Source organism: Litoreibacter albidus, from assembly GCF_900107015.1.
Lineage (GTDB): Bacteria > Pseudomonadota > Alphaproteobacteria > Rhodobacterales > Rhodobacteraceae > Litoreibacter > Litoreibacter albidus.
On sequence record NZ_FNOI01000001.1, the window covers coordinates 963,873 to 978,858 of the forward strand.

The 14,986-nt window shown below is 59.1% G+C and carries 17 protein-coding genes and 1 tRNA gene; 5 read left to right on the forward strand and 13 right to left on the reverse strand.

The window, feature by feature from the left end:
• Positions 1-11: 11 nt before the first annotated feature.
• Positions 12-785, reverse strand: coding sequence for an RNA methyltransferase (locus tag BLW66_RS04755; RefSeq protein WP_089945496.1), 774 nt, complete (start codon positions 783-785; stop codon positions 12-14).
• Positions 786-900: 115 nt separating this feature from the next.
• On the opposite strand from BLW66_RS04755, the gene BLW66_RS04760 reads away from it, so the two are divergent.
• Positions 901-1,542: a thiamine phosphate synthase gene (locus BLW66_RS04760; RefSeq protein ID WP_089945698.1), complete on the forward strand. Its 642-nt coding sequence runs from the start codon at positions 901-903 to the stop codon at positions 1,540-1,542.
• Here the strand turns inward: BLW66_RS04760 and olsA are convergent.
• The 3 genes from olsA to BLW66_RS04780 all read right to left on the reverse strand — a co-directional run bounded on the left by olsA (position 1,502) and on the right by BLW66_RS04780 (position 3,396).
• Positions 1,502-2,356 (reverse strand): lyso-ornithine lipid O-acyltransferase, encoded by an 855-nt coding sequence (gene olsA / locus BLW66_RS04765; protein WP_089945498.1) that lies wholly within the window; start codon positions 2,354-2,356, stop codon positions 1,502-1,504. The two genes, BLW66_RS04760 and olsA, sit on opposite strands and share 41 nt — an antisense overlap.
• Positions 2,353-3,144: an L-ornithine N(alpha)-acyltransferase gene (gene olsB / locus BLW66_RS04775; RefSeq protein ID WP_089945500.1), complete on the reverse strand. Its 792-nt coding sequence runs from the start codon at positions 3,142-3,144 to the stop codon at positions 2,353-2,355. Before olsB ends, olsA begins: the two co-directional genes overlap by 4 nt.
• Positions 3,145-3,222: 78 nt before the next feature.
• Positions 3,223-3,396, reverse strand: a complete 174-nt coding sequence (locus BLW66_RS04780; RefSeq protein WP_089945502.1) for a DUF3553 domain-containing protein — start codon at positions 3,394-3,396, stop codon at positions 3,223-3,225.
• A gap of 1 nt (position 3,397) precedes the next feature.
• Between BLW66_RS04780 and BLW66_RS04785 the strand changes: the two genes are divergently transcribed.
• Positions 3,398-4,048 (forward strand): histidine phosphotransferase family protein, encoded by a 651-nt coding sequence (locus BLW66_RS04785; protein ID WP_089945504.1) that lies wholly within the window; start codon positions 3,398-3,400, stop codon positions 4,046-4,048.
• Here the strand turns inward: BLW66_RS04785 and BLW66_RS04790 are convergent.
• Genes BLW66_RS04790 through BLW66_RS04800 form a run of 3 tightly spaced genes read right to left on the reverse strand, consistent with a single transcriptional unit; the run spans position 4,045 to position 6,094 of the window.
• The gene (locus BLW66_RS04790) at positions 4,045-4,569 is read right to left on the reverse strand and encodes a gamma carbonic anhydrase family protein (RefSeq protein ID WP_089945506.1); all 525 of its coding nucleotides are present in this window, start codon (positions 4,567-4,569) and stop codon (positions 4,045-4,047) included. The genes BLW66_RS04785 and BLW66_RS04790 overlap by 4 nt on opposite strands.
• Positions 4,566-5,207, reverse strand: coding sequence for a guanylate kinase (gene gmk, locus BLW66_RS04795; protein ID WP_089945508.1), 642 nt, complete (start codon positions 5,205-5,207; stop codon positions 4,566-4,568). Before gmk ends, BLW66_RS04790 begins: the two co-directional genes overlap by 4 nt.
• 2 nt (positions 5,208-5,209) lie before the next feature.
• The gene (locus BLW66_RS04800; RefSeq protein WP_089945510.1) at positions 5,210-6,094 is read right to left on the reverse strand and encodes a YicC/YloC family endoribonuclease; all 885 of its coding nucleotides are present in this window, start codon (positions 6,092-6,094) and stop codon (positions 5,210-5,212) included.
• A 197-nt stretch (positions 6,095-6,291) separates the two neighbouring features.
• Between BLW66_RS04800 and BLW66_RS04805 the strand changes: the two genes are divergently transcribed.
• A complete protein-coding gene (locus BLW66_RS04805; protein WP_170833391.1) occupies positions 6,292-6,963 on the forward strand; it encodes a PAS domain-containing protein in 672 nt (223 codons plus the stop codon).
• A gap of 60 nt (positions 6,964-7,023) precedes the next feature.
• Here BLW66_RS04805 and BLW66_RS04810 read toward each other — a convergent pair whose 3' ends face one another.
• The gene (locus BLW66_RS04810) at positions 7,024-8,394 is read right to left on the reverse strand and encodes a class II 3-deoxy-7-phosphoheptulonate synthase (RefSeq protein WP_089945702.1); all 1,371 of its coding nucleotides are present in this window, start codon (positions 8,392-8,394) and stop codon (positions 7,024-7,026) included.
• A gap of 154 nt (positions 8,395-8,548) precedes the next feature.
• On the opposite strand from BLW66_RS04810, the gene BLW66_RS04815 reads away from it, so the two are divergent.
• Entirely contained in the window at positions 8,549-9,571 is a 1,023-nt protein-coding gene (locus BLW66_RS04815) for a GlxA family transcriptional regulator (RefSeq protein WP_089945514.1), read from the forward strand.
• Here the strand turns inward: BLW66_RS04815 and BLW66_RS04820 are convergent.
• The 4 genes from BLW66_RS04820 to BLW66_RS04835 form a co-directional block, all read right to left on the reverse strand.
• Entirely contained in the window at positions 9,564-10,775 is a 1,212-nt protein-coding gene (locus BLW66_RS04820) for a beta-ketoacyl-[acyl-carrier-protein] synthase family protein (protein ID WP_089945516.1), read from the reverse strand. The two genes, BLW66_RS04815 and BLW66_RS04820, sit on opposite strands and share 8 nt — an antisense overlap.
• 3 nt (positions 10,776-10,778) lie before the next feature.
• Positions 10,779-11,045 (reverse strand): acyl carrier protein, encoded by a 267-nt coding sequence (locus tag BLW66_RS04825; protein WP_089945518.1) that lies wholly within the window; start codon positions 11,043-11,045, stop codon positions 10,779-10,781.
• Between the two features lie 64 nt (positions 11,046-11,109).
• Positions 11,110-12,174 carry a UDP-3-O-(3-hydroxymyristoyl)glucosamine N-acyltransferase gene (gene lpxD, locus BLW66_RS04830; protein WP_089945520.1) on the reverse strand — a complete coding sequence of 355 codons (1,065 nt, stop codon included), beginning with the start codon at positions 12,172-12,174 and terminating at the stop codon, positions 11,110-11,112.
• A 71-nt stretch (positions 12,175-12,245) separates the two neighbouring features.
• On the reverse strand, positions 12,246-13,856 hold the full coding sequence (locus BLW66_RS04835) for a L,D-transpeptidase family protein (RefSeq protein WP_089945522.1): 1,611 nt from the start codon (positions 13,854-13,856) through the stop codon (positions 12,246-12,248).
• A 327-nt stretch (positions 13,857-14,183) separates the two neighbouring features.
• Here BLW66_RS04835 and mepK point away from each other — a divergent pair, with 327 nt between their 5' ends.
• A complete protein-coding gene (mepK, locus tag BLW66_RS04840; RefSeq protein ID WP_089945524.1) occupies positions 14,184-14,753 on the forward strand; it encodes a peptidoglycan L,D-endopeptidase MepK in 570 nt (189 codons plus the stop codon).
• A 108-nt stretch (positions 14,754-14,861) separates the two neighbouring features.
• Here mepK and BLW66_RS04845 read toward each other — a convergent pair.
• Positions 14,862-14,938: transfer RNA gene (locus BLW66_RS04845), tRNA-Arg, on the reverse strand.
• Positions 14,939-14,986 lie beyond the last annotated feature (48 nt).

Here is a 14,986-nt window from a genome sequence, read left to right on the forward strand (position 1 = left end):
AGCCCGGCAAGTCAATCGCCGCGTTCTTTCCACCGTACAAACTGTCGCAGCATGCCGTGAAATGTCTGGATGTCCGCCTGCGTCATCGGCAGACGGGACAGCATGTTGCGCAGGTTCAGGCGCATCGAATCCGCTTTGTGATCGGGGTAGAAAAACTTCGCCGCGTCCAAGCGTTGCACGAAATGCTCGAACAGCTTCTCGACCTCCACCTGCGTGGCGAATTCCGTGCCTGCCATCTCCACAACTTCCGGCGCGTCGTCGCCCGACTGGCGGCGCCATTCGTAGGCCACCAGCAACACGCATTGCGCAAGGTTCAGCGATGCAAAGCCTGGATTCACCGGCACCGAGATCAGCGCGTTGGCCTGCGCGATGTCGACGTTTTCCAAGCCCGCACGTTCCGGGCCGAACATGATGCCGACCTGTTTGCCAGCCTTGGTCATCGCGCGGGCATGCTCCATCGCACGCTCCGGCGTCATCACGGGCTTGGTCAAGTCGCGCGACCGCGCGGTGGTCGCAAACACATAGTCCATGTCGCCCAAAGCGTCCGCCGTGCTGTCGAACACCCGCACATGATCCAGCACCCGCGACGCGCCGGACGCCGTGGCCACAGCGGCGGGGTTTGGCCACCCGTCGCGCGGGGAGACAAGGCGCATGCGCTGCAACTCGAAATTCCACATGGCGCGCGCCGCAGAGCCGATGTTCTCCCCCATTTGCGGGGCAATAAGAACAACTGTGGGTTGTGCGCCGCCCCATGGGGCTTGGGATTGATGGTCAGTGCCGGACATAGTGCCTCTATCTTATAAGGTGATGCACGGTTTAGGCCTGCATGACCCGCCCCGCAACACCCTTGTGAGCGCGCGCGCGCCCCGCTATGACGGGCAAAACAACGGGGAGACCGATATGGCCCAGAACGACACCACCCAAGAGGGTCCAGAAACCCCACAGGTATACCTGATCACACCGCCCGAATTCGAGCTATCGACTTACCCCGCGCAACTGGCCCGCGTGCTGGACGACGTGGACGTCGCCTGCCTGCGCCTAAGCCTTGCCACCAAGGATGAGGACAAAATCGCCCGCGCCGCCGACTTGATCCGCGAAGAAGCGCATGCGCGTGACATTCCGCTGGTCATCGACAGCCATTTCCTTCTGGTGGAAAAGCTGGGCCTAGACGGGGTTCACCTGCTCGATGGTGCGCGCTCCGTGCGGTATGTGCGCAAAGAAATCGGCCCAGACGCCGTGATCGGCGCGTTCTGCGGCCCCTCGCGCCACGACGGCATGAGTGCTGGTGAAGGCGGCGCGGATTATGTGGCCTTAGGCCCTGTGGGCGAGACCACGTTGGGTGACGGCCAAGTGGCCGAAACAGAAGCCTTCGAATGGTGGTCACAGATGATCGAGCTGCCCATTGTCGCCGAAGGCGCGGTAAACCCACAAGCCATTGAGCGTCTGGCCCCCTACACCGACTTCTTTGCCATCGGCGAGGAAATTTGGGGCACCGATAACCCTAGCGCTGCTTTGAAAGCATTGCTTGCGCCGCTGGGCTGAGTTTCAGACCGGACCGTATAACCTTCTCGCAGGCCGCAGCTAATTCCTTGCGGCTTGCGAATTCTGATACTTTTAGCGGATGATGGTAGGTCACCGTAATCTGACCTTGGCGGGGGGCCGCTAAAGTTTGTAGCAAGTGCGGCGCAAAATCCATGTCGCCCCACCAGCCGTAAAATCGCGGATCAGCACCGTCTGGCGCGGCGTAGCTCAGCGTGACGGGCTGCACGTAAAGGATGTTGCGCAATTCTGGCGTGAAGAACGCAGCGAAAAGCGTTGATTTAAAAGGTAAAAGCCTAATTCCATCAGAGCTAGTCCCTTCTGGAAAAAACAACAGCTTGTGCCCAGCCAGCAACCGCCCCTCGAACACCTCTTTTTGGGCGCGGGCCTGTTTCGGATCGCGGTCAATAAACACCGTACCTGTGGCGCGGGCCAGCCAGCCGATGCCGGGCCAGTTCGCCACTTCCGATTTGGACACGAAGTAGACCCGTTTGCGCGCGTTCAACGAAAAGATGTCGAGCCAGCTACAGTGGTTTGAGACCACTGCCCCACGATGCCGCATCGGCGTGCCTGTGGCGCTGAACTTGATCCCAAGTATGACGAAAGACGCACGGCACACAAAACGCGTGATATGGGGCGTCCACGGGCGGTCTATGCCGTGCAACGGGCGCTCCACCAACCGGACAGCAAGCAGGATCAGCAGGCCGCCGAACACAAGCAACGCGAGTGGCAGGCCGCGTAACACCACGCGCAGCCACGCCAGCGGGCCCATCTTCATCTCCGGCGGCGCATCCTTGGTGTTCCACGTGGCGCTCATTCGGTGCCCTGCAGTGTGTGCCCCTTGCGGGCGCGCGAATAGATGTCTTTGTGCTTTTGCGACATGCGCGCGGTGTCCATCACTAAACACACGTCAATCGTGTTGAACTCCGTGTCGATGAACGCCCCGTCCCCAACCATCCCCCCAAGGCGCAGATACGCTTTGATCAAGGCGGGCGTGTTTTTCATGGCCATAACGCGATCAACGTCGCTGGCGGGCACGAGGTTCATGTCTTGGTAGGCCAAGGCCCGCGGCCTAAGGGATTGGGGCGCCAGATGGCTGTGATAGAGGTGCGAGAGCGATTGCGCAGCGGCGGCAACATCTGTCCCGTGGAAGGACGCCACGCCGAACATGACTTCGATCTCATGCTCCTCCACGTAGCGCGATAGCCCCTGCCACAGATGAAACATCGCCGCCCCACCACGGTAGTCGGGATGGACGCAGGACCGCCCTAGCTCCAACAATCGCCGTCCGCTGGCTTTGAGCGGGTTAAGATCGTATTCACCTTCGCTGTAAAACCCTAGCCCGTCAGGCAAGGCGTCACCGCGCAGCAGGCGGTAAACACCGACCACCTGCCCGTCGCTTTCGGTCCGTGCACGGTCCAGTAAAATAAGGTGGTCAAAGTGAGGATCGAACGCATCGCGCTCGAGTTGCGCCGCGTGATCCACGCCAGCGCCCGCCCCGCCCAACTCCTCCACAAAGACACGGTAGCGCAGGTGTTGCGACGCCCGCAGATCGGCGTCGTCCTTGGCCAGACGGGTCTCAAACTGCGGTTTTGGTCGGGTCATAAGCCAGCATTTTTTTGTCAGGTCTGCCTAGCAAATAAGCGTTGCCACAGGCCAAGGCAATGCCGCTCGCGCCGCGCCTCAAACGTCGAACTGCTGGAGCAGGGCAATTTTGGCACTTTCCAAAGTCATTTTGCCCATATTCTCAAAGTTAACGGTTATTTTACCATTTATGTTAGATTGAACTTGTCCAAGGCCCCATTCGGGCTTGTCCGGATTGCGCACCAGCATACCGGGTTCCAACAAGGAGTTCATATTGTCTGACAAAGCCCACTCCACCGCCATTGATCCAACTGGACAGTCCGAACCGCTCAAGGATACGGCGTCCCTGCTCGCGTCCCGAATCTGCCACGACCTAATTAGCCCAATCGGCGCGATCAGCAATGGGTTGGAGCTATTGGTGATGTCAGGGCTACAGCCATCGCCCGAATTGACCTTGATTGAGGAAAGCATTGCCAACGCGAACGCACGTGTGCGGTTATTTCGGGTGGCGTTCAGTGCGGCCAGCGCAGGCCAGCGCATGGCGCGGGGTGACATCGTAAAGTTGCTGGGCGATTGCTACGGCATCGGGCGCATTCAAGTGTCATGGGAACCCACGGCTGACGTCTGCCGCGTTGAGGCAAAAATCGCCCTTCTTGCCGTGATGTGTTTGGAGGTCGCCTTGCCAGCGGGCGGGCGGATCGTCGTGCGCTGTGACCGTGGCCAGTGGCAGTTGCAAGCTTACGGCACCAAAATCAGGATAGAGCCGGCACCTTGGGCATTCTTGCGCAGCCCTACCGCGGATGCGGGCGAGTTGGCACCAGCTTACATCCAATTCGCGCTGCTGCGCGACGCCTTGGCGCAGCTTGGCAAAACCGCGCAAGCTGGGCATTCCGACAGCGCAGCATCGCTGCGTTACGACGTCTAGAGCGCTTTCAGGCCCGCCAGAAACCGGCGCATGTTCGCCTGATATCCTAACGCGGAATTAATCAACCCCTGCTGCGCCTGCGCATCCAACTGGCGGACCACCTTCCCAGGTGCGCCCATAACCAAAGATCCGTCGGGGATCACCTTACCTTCGGTGATCAGCGCGCCAGCACCGATCAGGCAGCCTTTGCCGATCTTCGCACCGTTCAACACCGTGGCCCCCATGCCAATCAGGGACCCGTCGCCAATCGTACATCCATGCAGCATTGCCTTATGGCCGATTGTGCAATCAACGCCGATCACCAGCGGGAACCCCAAATCGGTGTGCAACACGCAGTTTTCCTGAATGTTAGAGCCGCGCCCAACCGTGATCCGCTCGTTATCGCCGCGCAGAGTGGAGCCGAACCAGACCGACGCCGACTCCTCCACCAGAATGTCGCCAATCAGGTTGGCGTCAGGGGCAATCCACAGATCCTCGCTCGCCAGTTGCGGGGCGACACCATCAAGCGCGTAGAGCGTCATTTGCGGGCCTCATATTGCTCATTCAGATCGCGCACCAACGTCATCAACCCAGGTTGGCGAGACCGCTTCAGGCGCTCCGCCGTCAGAATGGCACGTAGCTGCTGTTCGGCTTCGTCGATGTCGTGGTTGATGAGGCAGTAGTCATATTCGGCCCAGTGGCTGATTTCGTCGCGGCTTTTCTGCATACGTGCGGCGATCACCTCATCGCTGTCTTGCGCTCGCGAACGCAGTCGCTTTTCCAGCTCAACAATCGACGGTGGCAGGATAAAGATCGACACCACATCCTCCGCCAGACCGGAGTTTCGCACCTGCTGGCCGCCCTGCCAGTCGATGTCAAAAATCACATCGCGACCGGCGCTAATCGCGTCTTCGACAGGGCCTTTGGGTGAGCCGTAGAGATTGTCAAACACCTCCGCGTGCTCCAGCATATCGTTGTCGGCGACCATCTGGCGGAATTGATCATGCGTGCGGAAATAGTATTCGCGCCCGTCTTGCTCCCCCTCACGCGGCGCGCGCGTGGTGGCGGACACCGAAAAGGACAGGCTTTGGTCCCACTTCATCAGGCGGCCTGCTAAGGTGGATTTTCCGGCACCGGAGGGTGACGACAGAATGATCAGAATTCCGCGACGGTCTGTCATGGCTACTCCACGTTTTGAACTTGTTCACGCATCTGGTCGATCACGGCTTTGAGGTCAAGGCCCGCGCGCGTCAGATCTGCGTCGCCGGACTTGGAGCACAGCGTGTTCGCCTCGCGGTTGAATTCCTGCATTAGAAAATCAAGCTTGCGCCCCACCGGCCCGTCCGCGTCCAGCAATGCCTTGGCTGCGGCGACATGCGCCAACAGGCGGTCGATCTCTTCCGACACATCGGCCTTTACCGCCAGCAGGGCCAGCTCCTGCGCCACGCGGTTCGGGTCCACGCCGTCGGCGTTGTCCATGACCCGTGCGAGGTTGGATTTCAGCGTTTCGGCCACCTGATCTTTTCGCGCCTCGGCGAGCGCTGCGGCCGCCGACGTCAGGTCCGCAATCTGGGACAGCTGATCGCGCATCACTGCGTCAAGCGCCGCCCCCTCAGAGGCGCGCATGGCGTCGAAGCCCACAATTGCCGCGTCGATGCTTTGCCGAATTTCAGCCTCCGGCAGCGGGGCAAGCTCCGTGTCCGTGCGCATCACCCCACGCAGCCCCAGATAGTCCGGCGCCGTGGCTTCCGACAGCTTCAATCCCTTATTTTTCGCAATGGTGCGCACCCGAATGGCGGCGAGGATGTAGCTTTCTAAAACGTGCTCATCAAGGCGCACGGGGCTGCTGGCCTCGCCTTCCTCTATGCGCAAAGTGACGCCAATGTTGCCACGCGCGAAAGCCTTGGCGATCTTGGCGCGGATCAGTTGTTCTTGTGGCATCAAGCGTTCGGGCAGGCGCAGGCGGATATCAAGGCCCTTGGCATTCACGCCGCGCATCTCCAGCACCCAAGACGTGTCACCTGCACGGCCGGTCTCGGAGGCGAAGGCGGTCATTGATCTGATCATAGTGGATTAACCTATTAACACTTTAGTAACCCACTTCGGGCGTCATCCGTGCCATATTAAGACAACAGTAATCTTTCGCAATGTCGGGGTAGCAAACCACGGCCTTCACCGCAACGCGTAGAGGCGTGGCGGTTAACGCGACTTTAAACATGTGCCGACCAGCGGTCGCACGTGGCATCAACTTTTGGGGCACTCCGTTGACTGAGCAACATTATCCATATCCGAAAACTGCCGAGGTCATCTCGCTGTGGCACCACAAGCAGCAGCGCGACAGCTCCGCCCTTTCCGAGATGCGCAGCTATTGGGAAAGCCTGCGGTCTGGCCGATTGGTGCCATTGCGCTCCGAAATTGATCCCCGCGAGATCACCGACGCCTTGGAATTCGGTTTCATTCTGGAGCGTATACAGCCTGGCGCCGTGCGCTTTCGCCTCGCTGGCATGCACCTGAGTGATCTGATGGGTATGGAGGTGAGCGGCATGCCGCTGCGCGCGTTCATTAACACCGACGGGCGCGATCGGTTTTCTGCGATGTTGGAACGCGTATTCACGCAGCCAGAGATACATGAATACCACCTCGCCTCTGCGGATGCGCGTGGCACGGACCTTCACGCAAGGTTGCTGGTCATGCCACTCAAAAGTGACGGCGGCACCGTGGACCGCGCGATCGGCTGTCTGGTCTCTAAGGGCGTCGTCGGGTTGGCCCCGCGCCGCTTCCGCGTTTTGGAAACTCGTGTGACCAGCCTGACCGCGGGCGCCACCACTGCAGAGGACAACGCCCAGCCCGCCCCACGTGTGGCAGGCCTTGCAGAGCCTCAAACGAAGTTTGCCTCGCGCCCTGTCTTACGGCTGATCAAAACCGACGCACCTTAGAGCGAAACAAAAAAAGCCGAGCACAATGGCCCGGCTTTTTCAACTTTTCAGAGCAATCGCTTAACCCGCTGCGCGGCTTCTTTCTTCGCGCAGTGCCGACAGTTCCTCGGACACCAAGAACGCCAACTCCAACGACTGAGACGCGTTCAGGCGAGGGTCGCATGCTGTGTGGTACCTATCCGACAGGTCCTCGTCTGTGACTGCACGGACACCGCCGGTGCATTCCGTCACATCCTTGCCGGTCATCTCGAAATGAACACCGCCCGGGATCGTCCCCTCGGACGCATGGATTTCGAAGAACTCGCGAACCTCACGCAGAACCGACTCGAAGGGCCGCGTTTTATAACCCGTGGACGACTTGATCGTGTTGCCGTGCATCGGGTCGCACGTCCAAACGACGTTGGCACCCTCTTCCTTCACCGTTTTGATCAGGCGCGGCAGGTGCTCGCCCACATTGCCAGCCCCGAAGCGTGCGATCAGGGTCAGACGACCTGCTTCGTTCTCTGGGTTCAGTTTGTTCATCAGAACCTTGAGGTCTTCCGGCGTCGTCGTCGGGCCGCATTTTAGTCCAATCGGGTTCTGAACGCCGCGTGCGAACTCCACATGCGCGCCGTCGGGCTGACGCGTGCGATCGCCGATCCAGATCATGTGGCCGGAGCCAGCAACCGGCAGACCGGAGGTGCTGTCGATCCGGCAAAGCGCCTCTTCATACTCCAGCAGCAACGCTTCGTGCGAAACATAGAAATCAACCGACTGCAACGTGTGCGCCGTTTCCTGCGTTACGCCTGCGGCCTTCATGAAGGTCAGCGCCGCAGAGATGTTGTTCGCCAACTCGCGGTACTGCGCGGCTTTTTCGCTTTCGGTGAACCCGAGCGTCCACGCGTGAACTTGGTGTACGTCTGCGTAGCCCCCTGTCGAGAACGCGCGCAGCAGGTTCAAGGACGCCGCCGCCTGCGTGTAGGCTTGCAGCATCTTGTTTGGGTTCGGGATACGGGCTTCGGGTGTGAAGTCCAGCTCGTTAATGATGTCACCACGGTAGCTTGGCAGCTCCACGCCATCCTTGGTCTCCGTCGGGGCGGAGCGTGGCTTGGCGAATTGCCCTGCCATGCGGCCAACCTTCACCACTGGCACTTTCGCGCCGTAAGTCAGGACCATCGCCATTTGCAGCATCACTTTGAACGTGTCGCGGATCGTGTCAGCCGAAAATTCAGCAAAACTTTCCGCGCAGTCGCCGCCCTGCAGCAAGAACGCTTCACCGCGCGATACCGCGGCCAAGGAGGCCTTCAACTTGCGTGCTTCACCTGCAAAAACCAACGGCGGATACTTTGAAAGTTGGGCCTCGACTGCCTTCAAGGCGTCTGCGTCCAGATAGTCAGGCATCTGCACGCGTGGTTTGTTGCGCCAGTCCGACTTCTTCCAAGCCTGTGCCATGGTCTCATACTCCATATATGATAGCGGTATCAATAATCGTCCTTGTGTATAACCTCACACTCAAGGGCTTGCCAATGTCGAAAACTCAGCTAAGGCTTGGGTTTCGGATGCGACACAAACGCCGTCGTTTTTCGTCTTCCACAGATGTGGTCACATGAACTGGGAGGCTCGCCTATTGTCCGACACCGGCAAACACACCACAGCACCGGCCGCGCCACATAAAACGCGTCGCTATGTATTTGTGCTGATGGACAACTTCACAATGCTAAGTTTTGCCGGTGCGGTTGACGCTTTGCGCATCGCCAACCGGGTAATCCCCAACAGCTATGAATGGGTCCTTGCTGGCGAAGGTGGCGATACGATCACCTGCTCCTCGGGGATCAGTTACAAGCTGGACATGGATCTGGACGATGTGCTGCGCGACGACACCGTCGTGCTGTGTGGCGGGGCCAACGTGCAAGAGGCCACGACCAAGCGCTTGCTGAACTGGATCAGACGCGAAGCGCGGCGCGGCGTGGTGATCGCGGCGCTATGCACCGCCTCCTATGTTATGGCGCGCGCCGGACTGCTGGACGGCAAACGCGCGACAATCCACTGGGAAAATCAGGACAGCTTCACCGAGGAGTTCGAGGACGTGGAGCTGACGAAATCGGTTTTCGTCGTCGACGGCAACCGCATGACCACTGCGGGCGGCACATCTTCCATCGACTTGATGCTAAAGATCATCGCGAACGATCTGGGCGAAGACGTGGCCAGCATGGTCGCGGACCAGCAAATTTATTCCTCCATCCGCACCGATCAGGACCAACAGCGCCTGTCCATTCCGACCCGCATCGGTGTGCGGCACCCGAAGCTAAGCCGCGTGATCCAGATGATGGAGCAGAACGTGGAGGAGCCGATCAGCCCGTCTTTGCTGGCTAAGGAGGTTGGCATGTCGACGCGCCAGTTGGAACGTCTGTTCCGCCGCTACCTAAACCGCAGCCCGAAGCGGTATTACATGGAAATTAGATTACAAAAGGCCCGTAACCTGTTGATGCAAACGGATATGAGCGTGATCAACGTGGCGCTAGCCTGCGGTTTTGCGTCGCCGTCGCATTTCTCCAAATGCTACCGTGCGCACTACGACACCACGCCCTACCGCGAGCGCGGCACACAAGCGAGCCGCCCCGTCAGCTAGCCTTGCGCAGCGCCAGCACGGCGTTCATTCCACCAAAGGCGAAGGCATTGCTCAGCGCCACATCCACCTTAGCGTCCCGCGCGGTGTTCGGCACGACGTCCAGCGCGCATTCTGGGTCCGGCTCGTCGTAGTTGATGGTTGGTGCCACCACACCTTCGCGCAAGGCCATGATGCAGGCCAGTAACTCTACCGCGCCAGTTCCGCCGATGACATGCCCGTGCATCGACTTCGTCGACGACATCATCAGCTTATCCGCATGCGCTCCGAATACATCTGCGACCGCCGCGCATTCCGTTTTGTCATTCGCGGCGGTTCCCGTGCCGTGGGCGTTGATGTAGCCCACGTCGGACGGCGCCAAACGTGCATCCTTCAACGCGGCTGTGATCGTCCGCGCGGCCCCCTGTTTTGAGGGCATCACGATGTCAGCCGCGTCCGACGCCATAGCGAAACCTACGACCTCCGCCAAAATAGTCGCGCCACGGGCGCGCGCGTGCTCATATTCCTCAAACACGAAGATCGCCGCGCCCTCGCCTTGCACCATGCCGTTCCGGTTGGCAGAGAACGGACGGCAAGCATCTTTCGACATCACGCGAAGCCCTTCCCATGCCTTGACCCCGCCGAAGCACAACATGGATTCGGACCCGCCCGTGACCATCGCCTTGGTCATGCCGGAGCGGATGAATTGAAACGCCAACCCCATTGCGTGGTTCGACGACGCACATGCCGTGGCCACCGTGAATGAAGGCCCTTTGAGGTTATAGTCCATCGACAAATGCGACGCGGCGGCGTTGTTCATGAGCTTGGGCACCACAAACGGGTGAACGCGGTTTTTGCCGTCCTCGTAGACCGCGCGGTAGTTCTCATCTTGGGTGTTCATGCCACCGCCAGCCGTCCCCAGCACCACTCCGGCCTGCGCCGCAAGCTCCCCCGAGAAGGTAAGCCCCGACTGGCTAATCGCCTCGCGGCCTGCGATCAGGGAAAACTGGGTATAGCGATCATAGAGCGCGATCTGCTGGCGGTTGAATTCTGCATTGGGGTCGTAGTTTTTAACCTGCCCACCGATCTTGATTGCCAGCCGATCCACATCACGAATCTCCAACTCGGAGATCCCGCAACGCCCCGCCTTAAAAGCATCCAACGTTTGCGCCACGTCGGCACCCAAGGCGTTAATCGTGCCCTGTCCGGTAATGACAACCCTATGCACCGGTTACGCCTTCTGATCCGCAACAAGGCCTTCAACCGCGCCCACCACGCTCGCAACGCTGGAAATGTCGAAGTCGCTGGCCTTCGGGTCGTTCGCATTGAACGGCACGGAAATGTCGAAGGCCTCCTCAATCGCGAAGATGCTTTCGACCAAGCCCAAACTGTCGATCCCGAGGTCGTTGAGCGAGGCATCCATCTTGACGTCCTCGACCTCTAAGACGGCCTGCTCCGCGATGATGGCAATCACTTGATCTTTGACGCTCTTAGCCATGAATCTTACCCCGTTTCTGCGTGTTGCCGAAGATTTAAGCGGTCGGGGCGCGATTTGCTACTGACTATTTGTCTTGTTGCAAAGACTTCATAAAGCGCGGCAAACGGCGCATGGCTTTCTGGATTTCGATATGGCTTTCCATTTTGACGGCGGGATATCCCAGCAAAACACGCCCAGCGGGCGCATTGGTGAATATCTTGGTTGCCCCGCCAGCAATCACGTCGTCGCCCACGAAGATATTGTCGTTCACCCCGCACTGCCCCGCCAAAACAACGCGGTTGCCGATGCGCGACGACCCGGCGATGCCAACTTGGCCACACAGCAAGCAGTCGTCACCAACTTGAACGTTATGCCCGATGTGCACGAGGTTATCGAGTTTGGTTCCATTGCCAATGGTCGTGTCGCGGATGGTGCCGCGATCAATCGCGCTGTTGGCGCCGATTTCAACGTCGTTGCCGATCGACACCCCGCCCAAGGAATGGATGCGCGTCCAACTTTGCTGCGCCGCCTCGCCCTGATCACCAAGTGACGCGCGCGCATTCTCCACGCCGCTCTTCTCTGGCGTCACAAAGGAAAATCCGTCGGAGCCAATGACACACCCGGGCTGGGCGATAAAGTTATCGCCGATCACAACACGCGCGCCAACCTTAACGCCCTGCAATAACAAAGTGTTGCGGCCTAAAGTTGATCCTTCGGCGACGGACACATGCGACGCAATGCGCGCACCATCGCCGATCGTCACATCACGGCCGATGACAACAAACGGGCCAATCGCGGCACCGTCGCCAATCTTCGCAGACGGGTGAACAACAGCCATCGGGTGTATACCCGCTTCGATCTCTGGCCCCGGATCCATGAGTGTCGTCAGGCCCGACATCGCATAACGTGGCCGTGCCACGAAAATCGCGGCTTTCAGCCCCAACGCGCGCCAATCGGCCCCCTGCCACAAGATCGCCGCCTCTGCGCGCCCCTTGGCCAGCCCGTCCGCATATTTCGGGTCCATCGCCAACGCCAACTGATCCCTGTGCGCCGATGACGGCTCTGCAGCGCCGACGACCTCTATATCGCCATCGCCCTCTAGCGTGGCCCCCAACGCGGTTGCGATCTGGGTAAGGGTGAATGTTGTCATGGGGCTGCGCTCCGCAAAGAAAAGGGCGCGCGCGGTCAGCCCGCAGCGCGCCCGTAAGACCTATTCGAAGTTTAGCTTGCTACAGAGCGCAGCGAAACCCCAGCACGGCTCAGCGCGGAGAAAATCTGCGCATCGCGGTTGTAGACGTCGTTGCGGTAGTGCGCATTGCCCTTCGCATCGACCCATGCCGTGTAATAGGCGATGTGGACTTGCAACGGTTCGCGCAGCTCCACCCGCCGCTCACGCTTGGTGCGCAACGACGCTTGGAAGAACCCCTCTGGATCCTTCTCCTGTGCCGTCAGCAATGCGTAGGCAAAATCAAAGGGTTTGTGCACACGCACGCAGCCATGGCTAAAGGCACGGGATTCGCGATCAAACAGGGACTTAGACGGCGTGTCGTGCAGGTAGATGTTGTACTTGTTAGGGAACATGAACTTCACCAACCCCAAAGCGTTCCCCTTGGAGGGTGGCTGTTTCATCGAGTAAGGAAAGTTCTTCTCGTTATACTGCGCAAAGTTGATGGAGCTGCGGCTTACCGGCTTGCCGTTACGACCAATGATTTGCAACTGACCAGCCGCGCCTTTGTTGCGCTTCATCAGGGGCAAATATTCTTTCGTCACGATGGAGCGCGGCACATACCAGCTTGGGTTGATGACCATGAATTCCATGGTGTCCGAAAATTCCGGCGTGCGACGGTCGGAGGTGTTCTTGCCCACAACCACCCGCGACCGGAACGTGGATTTGCCGTTGTTGATAATGTCGACGTGGAAGTCAGGAATGTTTACCCAAACATGCTTTTTCTCGTAAGGACGGCTATTCCAGCGCTGGCGCTCCATCGCCACCAAAACTTGTTGCAACCGATCTTGCACGCCCTTGTTCACCTGCGAAATGGTGGAGCCACCGGCTACGCCATCAGGCGACAGACCGTGGTTCACCTGAAACTTTTGCACAGCAGATTGCAGCGCGGCATCATAAGTTTGGGACGCGGATTTACGCATGTATCCCATACGGATCAGACGGTTACGCAGCTGCACGACCGCGCCGCCCGACTGGCCTGGCTTGAGGGTTTTCGACTGAACTTTGTCGCCCCAACCGCCCTTGGCCAAGAGCTTCTCCAGACGCAGCTTCTCTTTTTGCAGACGGACGTATTCAGGCTTGCGCGGGGCCATCTTTTTCAAGAACGCGGCAGGGTTGGATTTTGAGAACGCATCAATCGTCGATTGGCGGTCGTAGCGCGGCACATCCATGACCATACCGCTGTCAACGCTGCGCGGGTTCAGCACGCCAGACCGCAGATGATCCGCGTAATCCAACATGAGTGACGCGGCTTGAACCTCGACGCGGCCCCTGTCGCTCGGCGTTTTCGCGGCTTTCATCGCCGCGGTGAGCCCCTCCACATCGTAGGCTTGGCGTGGCAACCCGTGGTCGCCCGCCGACTTCAAGGCCTTGAGCAACGCGCTGCGGCGGCGCTTGTCACCATTGCCGACAAACACTGGTTTGTAGTTCCGCTCACGGTAGAATGCGCTTAGCGCCTTGTCACGCGCGGCCGATTCCGCGATGGACTGCTTAAGCGCGGTCACAGCGGCGTCTGCGCGCCCTGCCCCCAAGGTTGGCAAGACGAAACTCACGGCTCCAGCGGCCATTAATTTGAGCGTCGAGCGACGTGTGGGGGAAAGGGTCATGGCAGTGTACCTCAATACGATTTGAACTAATTTGCAGCGACTACATTTCACCGCCGCCGGAGAGTCCATTCACATTGCGGGGGAATTACTGCCTTTTTTTGGCCACGTTGCGAATTGGTCACCTAGACGCGGCGCGATTGTAGCACGCCCGGATTTGTTCCATCGCAAAGAAACCTGCGCAATTATTCGCCTATTTTCTCCATATTAAGGCCTTTGTTTAAGACTGTACTTGGTAAAAGAATCGTCGTGTGGCATATGGTTCGCATCTGGGGAACAAAAAGAAGACGCCGTGGCAACGGCTTAGGGCAATACGGGACAGGCAATATCATGGCAAATTCCACCTCCGCAGCATTAACGCGGCGCGCACTCTTGGGTGCGTTCGCAGCGACAACACTGACAGCGGCTCCGGTTTACTCCAAAGCATTCGGGTTTTTGAAAGGCGCAGGCGATGTGCGCCGCCTCAAGATGTATTCTGGCCGTACGGGCGAGAAGATCGACATCATCTACTGGATCGAGGGCGAGTACATTAAGGAATCCCTGAAGGAAGTGAATTACTTCATGCGGGACTGGCGCCAGAACAGCTCCATCAACATGGACACCCGCACCATTGATATCATGTCCGCGTCCCACAACCTGATGGGCATTTCAGAACCCTACATGCTGCTGTCCGGCTACCGTTCCCCGAAGACCAACAACATGCTGCGCTCTCGCTCACGTGGGGTTGCCAAGAATTCCCTGCACATGAAGGGCCAAGCCGCCGACCTTCGTCTGGCATCGCGCTCTGTCAGCCAGATTTCGCGCGCTGCGTCCTCCTGCTCTGCGGGCGGTGTTGGTCGCTACTCAAGCTCCAATTTTGTGCACATGGATTGCGGTCCCGTTCGCACATGGGGCCGCTAAGCCCCCCGAACGCCCCACAGTTTACCTTGAACAAGCCCGCCTCATCAGAGCGCGGGTTTTTCTTTGCGCGCTCGCGGCGAAGCTATGTGAGATGTTGAAGAAAGGGAGTGGTGCACCCGACAGGATTCGAACCTGTGACCTCTGCCTTCGGAGGGCAGCGCTCTATCCAGCTGAGCTACGGGTGCTTGGTCACCGCTATACAAGCGCACCGGACCTGCCGCAACGCCAAATCG

Bases quoted from the DNA above. Each gene is read 5' to 3' on its own strand.
- BLW66_RS04755 (WP_089945496.1), bottom strand. From the start codon at position 785: ATGTCCGGCACTGACCATCAATCCCAAGCCCCATGGGGCGGCGCACAA.
- BLW66_RS04760 (WP_089945698.1), top strand. From the start codon at position 901: ATGGCCCAGAACGACACCACCCAAGAGGGTCCAGAAACCCCACAGGTA.
- olsA (WP_089945498.1), bottom strand. From the start codon at position 2,356: ATGAGCGCCACGTGGAACACCAAGGATGCGCCGCCGGAGATGAAGATG.
- olsB (WP_089945500.1), bottom strand. From the start codon at position 3,144: ATGACCCGACCAAAACCGCAGTTTGAGACCCGTCTGGCCAAGGACGAC.
- BLW66_RS04780 (WP_089945502.1), bottom strand. From the start codon at position 3,396: ATGAACTCCTTGTTGGAACCCGGTATGCTGGTGCGCAATCCGGACAAG.
- BLW66_RS04790 (WP_089945506.1), bottom strand. From the start codon at position 4,569: ATGACGCTCTACGCGCTTGATGGTGTCGCCCCGCAACTGGCGAGCGAG.
- gmk (WP_089945508.1), bottom strand. From the start codon at position 5,207: ATGACAGACCGTCGCGGAATTCTGATCATTCTGTCGTCACCCTCCGGT.
- BLW66_RS04800 (WP_089945510.1), bottom strand. From the start codon at position 6,094: ATGATCAGATCAATGACCGCCTTCGCCTCCGAGACCGGCCGTGCAGGT.
- BLW66_RS04810 (WP_089945702.1), bottom strand. From the start codon at position 8,394: ATGGCACAGGCTTGGAAGAAGTCGGACTGGCGCAACAAACCACGCGTG.
- BLW66_RS04815 (WP_089945514.1), top strand. From the start codon at position 8,549: ATGAACTGGGAGGCTCGCCTATTGTCCGACACCGGCAAACACACCACA.
- BLW66_RS04825 (WP_089945518.1), bottom strand. From the start codon at position 11,045: ATGGCTAAGAGCGTCAAAGATCAAGTGATTGCCATCATCGCGGAGCAG.
- lpxD (WP_089945520.1), bottom strand. From the start codon at position 12,174: ATGACAACATTCACCCTTACCCAGATCGCAACCGCGTTGGGGGCCACG.
- BLW66_RS04835 (WP_089945522.1), bottom strand. From the start codon at position 13,856: ATGACCCTTTCCCCCACACGTCGCTCGACGCTCAAATTAATGGCCGCT.
- mepK (WP_089945524.1), top strand. From the start codon at position 14,184: ATGGCAAATTCCACCTCCGCAGCATTAACGCGGCGCGCACTCTTGGGT.